This window comes from Actinomadura sp. BRA 177, from assembly GCF_013372625.1.
GTDB lineage: Bacteria > Actinomycetota > Actinomycetes > Streptosporangiales > Streptosporangiaceae > Spirillospora.
In genome coordinates, this window is sequence record NZ_JABXFD010000267.1 from 1 (window position 1) to 7,282 (window position 7,282).

Genomic DNA, 7,282 nt, shown 5'->3' on the forward strand with positions numbered 1-7,282 from the left:
GGCGGCGACTGTCACGCTGTGTCCGTCGTGACACTTCGGAGCTTCCGGAGTTACCCTTCGCCCCGCACGTCGAACACACTAGTGGGATCAACACTCAGTCGTCAACCAGTCACGACAAGTACAAGGTATTGACGCGCTCCCCGGCCCTGACAGCCAGAGACTCGGCCTGCGCCGTACCATCCGGGACGACACTTCCGCGGCTTCCTGTTTCATCGGGGTTGGCCACGGCGAACCGTGGTCTTACATCCCCTCCGCAGTCGTTTCCTGTCTCCGCCCGTCCGGCGGCGACTGTCACGCTGTGTCCGTCGTGACACTTCGGAGCTTCCGGAGTTACCCTTCGCCCCGCACGTCGAACACACTAGTGGGATCAACACTCAGTCGTCAACCAGTCACGACAAGTACAAGGTGCGTCCAATCTGACAGCCCCAGCGAGCCTGCACTCGGCTCAGCGAGTGTACGTCGTCGCCGCCCTCGGCCAGCAGCCGCGCGACGGGCCGGCCGAGCGTGCCGCTCGCCCCGGTCACGAGAATCATCGGTTCCTCCTTGATGTAGAACGCGTCCAGCCAGATGGGGCAGGCGCCCCGGATGTGACACGTACCGCCGTCAGGACGATCCGAACACCTGCGGCGGCGGGACGGGGGTGACGATCTCCTCGCCGTCGTGCAGCGGCGCGGCGCCGGCGCAGAACGCGGCGAGGTCGCCGCCGTCCATGAGGCGCGCACGGACGATGCCGCCCGCGGCGCGGCGGGTCAGCTCGGCGACCGGCAGCGGCTCCCGCGACGCGGCCACGATCAGGTTGCCGAACCTTCGGCCCCGCAGGACCCCCGGGTCGCCCATCAGCACCGTGTGCCGGAACACCGTCCGGATCGTCGCGGTCACCCGGCGCGCGAACGGCAGCCGGAACCCGTCGGCGACATTGACCAGGTAGACGCCGTGCGGCCGCAGCACGCGGGCGGCGTCCAGGACGAACTCGCGGGTGGCCAGCTCGGGCGGCATCGACGCCTCGGCGAACGCGTCCATCACCACCAGGTCGTCGGCGTCGTCGGCCAGCGCCGCGATGCCGCTGCGCCCGTCGGTGATGCGGATCCGCAGGCCCGGGACGCCCTTGACCGGCAGCCGCTCCCGGACGAGCTGCACCAGCTGCGCGTCCGGCTCCAGCACGATCTGCCGCGAGCCGGGCCGGGTCGCGGCGATGTAGCGGGGCAGCGTGCAGCCCGCGCCGCCGATGTGGACCGCGTCGAACGCCTCGCCGTCCACGCCGATGCAGTCGACCACATCGCCGATCAGCCGCATGTACTCGAAGTCGAGGTAGGTGGGATCGGACAGGTCCACGTAGGACTGCGGCACGCCGCCGACGAGCAGCATCCAGCCGCCGTCCCGGTCGGCGTCGCGCAGCAGCTCCGCTTCCCCGCCCGCGATCTTGTAGGTTCGCGGCGGGGAACCGTGCCTGCGCTTGCGTGCCATGCCCCCACCCTACGGACACCCCCGCCGGGGCCCCGGCCGACCGTCAGGTTCGTTCGGTCAGGGCGGGCTCGGCCGCGAAATGGCATGCACTCGGGTGGTCCGACCCCTCTCGCTCAACCAGGCCCGGGACCTCGTCCGCGCAGACGTCCTGCGCCTTCCAGCAGCGGGTCCGGAACCGGCAGCCGGACGGCGGGTCCAGCGGCGACGGCGGCTCCCCCTCCAGCTGGATCTGCCCCGCCCAGCCCGCCGCCTCCGGGTCGGGCACCGGGACGGCCGACAACAGGGCCTGCGTGTACGGATGCGTCGGATGCTCGTAGATCTGCGTCTCGTCCCCGGTCTCGACGACCTTGCCCAGGTACATGACGGCGATCCGGTCGGAGATGTGCCGGACGGCGGCCAGGTCGTGCGCGATGAACACGTACGCCAGCCCCAGTTCCCTTTGCAGCTCGGCGAGCAGGTTCATCACTTGCGCCTGGACGGACACGTCCAGCGCCGACACCAACTCGTCGCACACCACCACGTCGGGACGCAGCGCGAGGGCACGTGCGATCCCGACCCGCTGGCGCTGCCCACCGGAGAACTGGTGCGGGTACCGGCTGACGTGGCCGGGGTCGAGCCCGACCAGTTCCAGCAGCTCCTGGACGCGCTTGCGCCGCTCCCCCTTCGGCGCGGCGTCCGGGTGGATCGCGAACGGCTCACCGACGATGTCGCCGACCGTCATCCGGGGGTCGAGGGACGAGTACGGGTCCTGCATCACCAGCTGGATGCGCCGCCGCAGCGCCCGCAACTCGCCCTTCGGCAGCGCGAACACGTCCCGCCCGTCGAAGCGGACCGTCCCGGCGGTGGGACGCTCGGCGGCGAGCAGCAACTTCGCCAGCGTCGACTTCCCGCACCCGGACTCACCGACGACCCCGAGCGTCTCACCCCTGCGCAACTCCAGATCGACCCCGTCCACGGCCTTTACCTGCCCGACCGCCCGCTTGAACAGCACACCCCGGGTAACGGGATAGTGCTTAACAAGCCCCTCCACCTGAAGAACCGGCCCCCGATCCGGACCCGACACGCCACCCAAATCCGACACCCCGCTCACGTGCGGCACGCTGGACGAGTCCGGCACGCCACTCACGTCCGACACGCTGCTCAAATCCGGCACGCTCTTCGAATCCGGCACGCTCTCTAAATCCGGCGTGCTGATCGGGTCCGGCACGCCGCTCGAATCCGGCGCGCTGATCGGGTCCGGCACGCCGCTCGAATCCGGCGTGCTGGTCGGGTCCGGCGGGCTATTCGGGTCCGGCATTGTGGACCTCTCCGGCGAAGTGGCAGGCGGCCTCGTGGTCGGGGGCGACGGTGATCAGGGGTGGCTTCTCGGCTGCGCAGAGCGGCTCGGCGCGGGGGCAGCGCGGCTGGAACGGGCAGCCGGGCGGGAGCGCGGCCGGGTTCGGCGGCGCGCCCTTGATCGGGACGAGCGGCGCGCCGCGCCGGTCGAGGCGCGGCACCGACGCCAGCAGGCCCTTCGTGTAGGGGTGCGCGGGCCGCGCGTACAGCTCGCGGGCGGGCGCCTGCTCGGCGACCGACCCCGCGTACATGACGACGATCCGGTCGGCGACGCCGGCGACGACGCCGAGGTCGTGGGTGATCAGCACCATGCCCATGCGCAGCTCGTCCTGGAGCCCGGCGAGCAGCCGCATGATCTGCGCCTGCACGGTCACGTCCAGCGCGGTGGTCGGCTCGTCGGCGATGAGGACGTCCGGCTCCAGCGCCAGCGCCATCGCGATCATGATGCGCTGGCGCATGCCGCCGGAGAACTGGTGCGGGTAGTCGCCGAGCCGCTTCGCGGCGGACGGGATGCGGACCCGCTCCATCAGCTCGACGGCCCTGTCCCGGGCCGTCCTCCGGCCGAGCCCGCGGTGCACCCGGTACATCTCGCGGAGCTGGTCGCCGACGGTGAACACCGGGTTCAGCGCGGTCAGCGCGTCCTGGAAGATCATCGAGATGCGGTCGCCGCGGTAGGCGCGGCGGCGCCGCTCCGGCAGGCCCAGCAGCTCCTCGCCGCGCAGTTCGACGGAGCCGCGCTCGACGCGGGCGGGCGGGACGTCCAGGATGCCCATGACCGCCTGCGCCGCGACGCTCTTGCCCGACCCCGACTCGCCGAGGATCGCCAGCGTCTCCCCCTCGGCGAGGGTGTACGACAGGCCGTTCACCGCGTGGACGTCCTGGCCGCGCACGCGGAACCGCACGTGCAGGTCGGTGACGCGGAGCAGCGGCGGCGGGGCCGGGTCGTCCTTCACATCCGTCAGCATGGGTCACCGCAGTTTCGGGTCGAGGGCGTCGCGGACGGCGTCGCCGAGCAGCAGGAAGCTCAGCACCGTCGCCGACAGGAACGCGGCCGGGAAGATCAGCAGGTGCGGGTTCTCGATGAAGGAGTCCTTCGCCTGGCCCAGCTGGAGCCCCCAGGAGACCTGCGGGTACTGCAGGCCGACGCCGAGGAAGTCCAGCGTCGCCTCCCCCACGATCACGTTGCCGACGTTGAGGGTGGCGACCACGATCACCGGGGCGATCGCGTTCGGCAGGATGTGCCGGGCCATGATCCGCGCGTCGGACGCGCCGAGCAGCCGCGACGCCTGCACGTAGTCGGCGTCCCGGACGGCGATGACCTGCCCCCGCATGATGCGGATCATCGTCGTCCAGCCGAGCAGCACCAGCACGAGCGTCATCGCCCACACGCCGTGCGAGGGGAACGCCACCAGGATCACGGTGGCGCCCAGCACGAACGGCAGCCCGAAGAAGATGTCGGTGAGCCGGGCGATGAGCGTGTCCAGGATCCCGCCGTAGTAGCCGGCGAGCAGCCCGAACACGAGCGCGATGAGCAGCGCGAACACGGTGACCGCGACGCCGATCAGCAGCGTCGGGCGGGCGCCGTGCACGACGTGCGCGTAGTAGTCGCAGCCGGCGAGGTCGGTGCCGAACCAGTGGTCGCCGGACGGGCCGAGCTTGGCGGCGTTCGGGTCGCAGCCCTGGTTGGCGCCCTGGGCGGTGAACAGCCTCGGCAGCGCCGCCATCACCGCCACGACCGCGAGGACCGCCACCGACCCCCAGAACACCCAGCGGCGCCGCAGGTCGCGCCACGCGTCGTCCCACAGGGAGGCCCGGCCGATCTCACCGCCCGCGACGGCGACCGCCGCGGCGCTCGTCCCGGTTCCGGGTCCCGTCTCGGGTTCCGCGGACGGCGGCCCGGCGTCCGGCTCCTTGATCGTCATGCGCGCCGCCTCCGTGTCCGGGGCTCCGCGGCCCGCACCGTCCAGCCCGCCACGGCGCCCCTCACTCGTACCTGATCCGCGGGTCGAGCACCCCGTACAGCAGGTCCACGACCAGGTTGGCCAGCAGGAAGATCAGCACGAGCACGGTGACCGCGCCGACCACGACCGGGCCCTCCTTCAGCTGGATCGACTGGAACACCTGCTGCCCGATGCCCGGCAGGTTGAAGATGCCCTCGGTCACGACCGCGCCGCCCATCAGGTTCCCGAAGTCGACGCCGAGGTAGGTGACGACCGGGATCAGCGAGTTGCGGAGCGCGTGCCGGCCGACCACCCGCGCCCGCGACAGCCCCTTGGCGTTCGCGGTGCGCACGTAGTCGGCGCGCAGGTTCTCCGCCAGGCTCGTCCGCGTCAGCCGCGCCACGTACGACAGGCCGAGCGAGCCGAGCACGATGCCGGGCAGCAGGTAGCTCACCGGCCAGCCCTCGTCCGTCCCGGCGGTGGGGAAGATCTGCCAGTGCAGCCCGAACAGCAGCTGCGCGGTGTAGCCGAGGACGAACACCGGGACCGCGATGACCAGCGTCGTCCCGCCGAGGACGAGGGTGTCGGCGAGCTTCCCGCGCCGCAGCCCGGCCCACGTGCCGAGCGCGATCCCGATGGCCAGCTCGAAGACCCAGGCGGTGAGGGCGAGCTGCGCGGTCACCGTCCACCGCCCGCTGAGCATCTCCGACACGCTCTGGCCGGTGTAGTTCTCGCCCAGGTCGCCCTGGGCGAGGCCCCACATGTACTTCGCGTACTGCACCAGCAGCGGGTCGTTCAGGTTGTACCGGTCCCGGAGCTCGTGCAGGACGTTGTCCGGGACCGGTTTGTCCCCCGCGAGCGCCTGGATCGGGTCGCCCGGCAGCGCGAACACCATCACGTAGATGAGCAGCGTCGTGCCGATGAAGACGGGGACCGCCTGCAGGAGCCGCCGTAGGACGTAACGCCACATCGCCGGCTACTTCACCGTCACATCTGTGGCGACCAGGCCCGTCGAGAACGGCGTGATCGTGACGTTGTCGACGTTCTTGGAGCGGCCGCCCTGCCCCGCCCACGTCCAGAGCGGGATCATCGGCATCTCCTGAACGGCGATGTCCTCGGCCTGGTTGTAGAGCGCCATGGCCTGCTGCTGGTCGGCGGTCTTGTTGGCCTTCGCGATGAGGTCGTTGAACTCCTTGTTCTCCCAGCCCATGCGGTTGTCCAGGCCCCACATGTTCTCCAGGTAGTTCTGGGGGCTCGGGTAGTCGGCCTCCCAGTTCTGCCGGTACGGGCCCTTCTCCCCGTGCTCTCTCAGCATGGAGAAGTAGTCGGACGCGGGAACCTGCCGGAACTGGATGTCGGTGATGCCGAGGTTGTCGCGCAGCGAGTTCGCGACGATCCGCATCCACTGCGCGTAGGTCGGCTGCGAGTTGGAGAAGTACAGCTCCATCGTCCCCTTGAACCCGCCGGCCTTGGCGAACAACTGCTTGGCCTTCGCCGGGTCATAGGTGCACAGCTCACCGCACGCGTTGTCGCGGTGCCCCGGGATGATGGACGGGATCAGCGAGTCCGCCGGGAAGTAGTCGCCGTTGTAGACCGCCTTGTTGATGCCCTGGCGGTCGATGACCATCGAGATGGCCTTGCGCAGATCCGGGTTGTCGAACCGCTTGTCGAACAGCGGGAAGCCCAGGTAATCCGTGGTGCTCATCTTCCGGGCGAGGAACCGGTCCCCCAGCAGCCGCTTGGCTTCGGGAACCTTCGCCGCCGGGATGGTCTGGAGCACGTCGATCCGCCCGGCCCGCAGATCGGTGTAGGCGGTGTCGGCGCTGGAGTAGCTCTTCCAGGTAACGCCCTTGTTCTTGGGCTTGCGCGGCCCGGTGTACCCCGGGAACGCCACGAGCTTGATCTGCTTGTTGCGCTCCCAGTTGCCGTCCATCATGTACGGCCCGTTACCGATCGGATGCTCGTCGAACGCCTTCAGGTCCTTGAGCCCCGCCTTCGGCATCGGCGCGTAAGCCGGATACGTCAACAGCAGCGGGAACTGGCTGAACGGATCGTTCAGCGTCACCTTCAGCGTGTTCGGGTCGACCACTTCGACCCCGGAAAGCGTATCGGCCTTCGGCTTGGCGTCCTCATCCTCGGGGTTCATCTCCGCGTACCCCTTGATGGACGAGAAGTAGGAGTTGGCCCCCATGGCGTTCGGCCCATACGCCGCGTTGTTCCACCCGTCCGCGAAACTCTGCGCGGTCACGGGCTCCCCGTTGTGGAACTTCTGCCCCGCCCTGACCTTGATCGTCCAGACCTTCTGGTCGTCCGACGTGACGGACTCGGCGGCCAGCGGCACGGCCTTGCCGTCCGCGGTGAGCGTCATCAGGTTGTCGAACAGCTCGGTGATCACGTCGAAGGAGTAGCTGCTGGTCGTGTTGGCGGGCACCAGGTGGTCGGGCTCGGAGTGCCCGACCGTGAACGTGGCCCTTCTACACATCTGACGGCGCCGACGAAGGGGGAGGGGGAGGACACGGTGGTAGCCACAGCCACACAGAACA

Annotated in this window: 7 protein-coding genes; all 7 read right to left on the reverse strand. The window is 69.9% G+C overall.

Translation table 11 applies throughout. The annotated features are described in order from the left end of the window. Positions 1-389: 389 nt before the first annotated feature. Positions 390-533, reverse strand: coding sequence for an NAD-dependent epimerase/dehydratase family protein (locus HUX53_RS11685; protein ID WP_176403195.1), 144 nt, complete (start codon positions 531-533; stop codon positions 390-392). A gap of 70 nt (positions 534-603) precedes the next feature. Next, the gene (locus tag HUX53_RS11690) at positions 604-1,464 is read right to left on the reverse strand and encodes a spermidine synthase (RefSeq protein ID WP_176403196.1); all 861 of its coding nucleotides are present in this window, start codon (positions 1,462-1,464) and stop codon (positions 604-606) included. Positions 1,465-1,507: 43 nt separating this feature from the next. Beyond that, entirely contained in the window at positions 1,508-2,527 is a 1,020-nt protein-coding gene (locus HUX53_RS11695) for a dipeptide ABC transporter ATP-binding protein (RefSeq protein ID WP_309237176.1), read from the reverse strand. 217 nt (positions 2,528-2,744) lie between these two features. Then, positions 2,745-3,764, reverse strand: coding sequence for an ABC transporter ATP-binding protein (locus HUX53_RS11700; RefSeq protein ID WP_176403198.1), 1,020 nt, complete (start codon positions 3,762-3,764; stop codon positions 2,745-2,747). A gap of 3 nt (positions 3,765-3,767) precedes the next feature. Next, positions 3,768-4,721 (reverse strand): ABC transporter permease, encoded by a 954-nt coding sequence (locus HUX53_RS11705; RefSeq protein ID WP_176403199.1) that lies wholly within the window; start codon positions 4,719-4,721, stop codon positions 3,768-3,770. A 61-nt stretch (positions 4,722-4,782) separates the two neighbouring features. Next, positions 4,783-5,709, reverse strand: a complete 927-nt coding sequence (locus tag HUX53_RS11710) for an ABC transporter permease (protein ID WP_176403200.1) — start codon at positions 5,707-5,709, stop codon at positions 4,783-4,785. A gap of 6 nt (positions 5,710-5,715) precedes the next feature. Continuing rightward, the coding region (locus HUX53_RS11715; RefSeq protein WP_217919342.1) for an ABC transporter substrate-binding protein at positions 5,716-7,282 on the reverse strand (1,567 nt) is incomplete at its 5' end.

Excerpts from the sequence above, each read along its gene's own strand:
- HUX53_RS11700 (WP_176403198.1), bottom strand. The coding sequence starts at position 3,764 with ATGCTGACGGATGTGAAGGACGACCCGGCCCCGCCGCCGCTGCTCCGC.
- HUX53_RS11710 (WP_176403200.1), bottom strand. The coding sequence starts at position 5,709 with ATGTGGCGTTACGTCCTACGGCGGCTCCTGCAGGCGGTCCCCGTCTTC.
- HUX53_RS11685 (WP_176403195.1), bottom strand. The coding sequence starts at position 533 with ATGATTCTCGTGACCGGGGCGAGCGGCACGCTCGGCCGGCCCGTCGCG.
- HUX53_RS11690 (WP_176403196.1), bottom strand. The coding sequence starts at position 1,464 with ATGGCACGCAAGCGCAGGCACGGTTCCCCGCCGCGAACCTACAAGATC.
- HUX53_RS11705 (WP_176403199.1), bottom strand. The coding sequence starts at position 4,721 with ATGACGATCAAGGAGCCGGACGCCGGGCCGCCGTCCGCGGAACCCGAG.